The 310-nt window shown below is 73.5% G+C and carries 1 protein-coding gene; it reads left to right on the top strand.

All coding sequences use genetic code 11. From position 1 onward, the window contains the following. Positions 1 to 310: beta-ketoacyl synthase N-terminal-like domain-containing protein (locus PUR61_RS26265; RefSeq protein ID WP_329881877.1), on the top strand; the 310-nt coding region annotated here is incomplete at both ends.

Below are 310 nucleotides of genomic sequence, written 5' to 3'. Positions count from 1 at the left end.
GGGCGGGGTGGACTCGCCCGAGCGGCTGTGGGAGCTGGTCGAGCGCGGTGAGGACGCCATCGGCGACTGGCCGGACCACCGCGGCTGGGACGTCGCGGGGCTGTACCACCCTGACCCGGACCACACCGGCACATGGTACACCCGCAGGGGCGTATTCCTCCACCCGGCGGACGAGTTCGACGCCGGCTTCTTCGGGTTATCGCCGCGCGTTGCGCTGGCCATGTACCCGCTGCTGCGGCTGCTGCTGGAGTCCTGCTGGGAGTCCGTCGAGCGCGCCGGTCTCGAGCCGGCCGGGCTGCGCGGCAGCCGG

Source organism: Streptomyces sp. BE20 (assembly GCF_036322525.1).
Classification (GTDB): domain Bacteria; phylum Actinomycetota; class Actinomycetes; order Streptomycetales; family Streptomycetaceae; genus Kitasatospora.
Note: the sequence above shows the minus strand (reverse complement) of the source record. Positions and strands in the feature narration are given on the sequence as shown.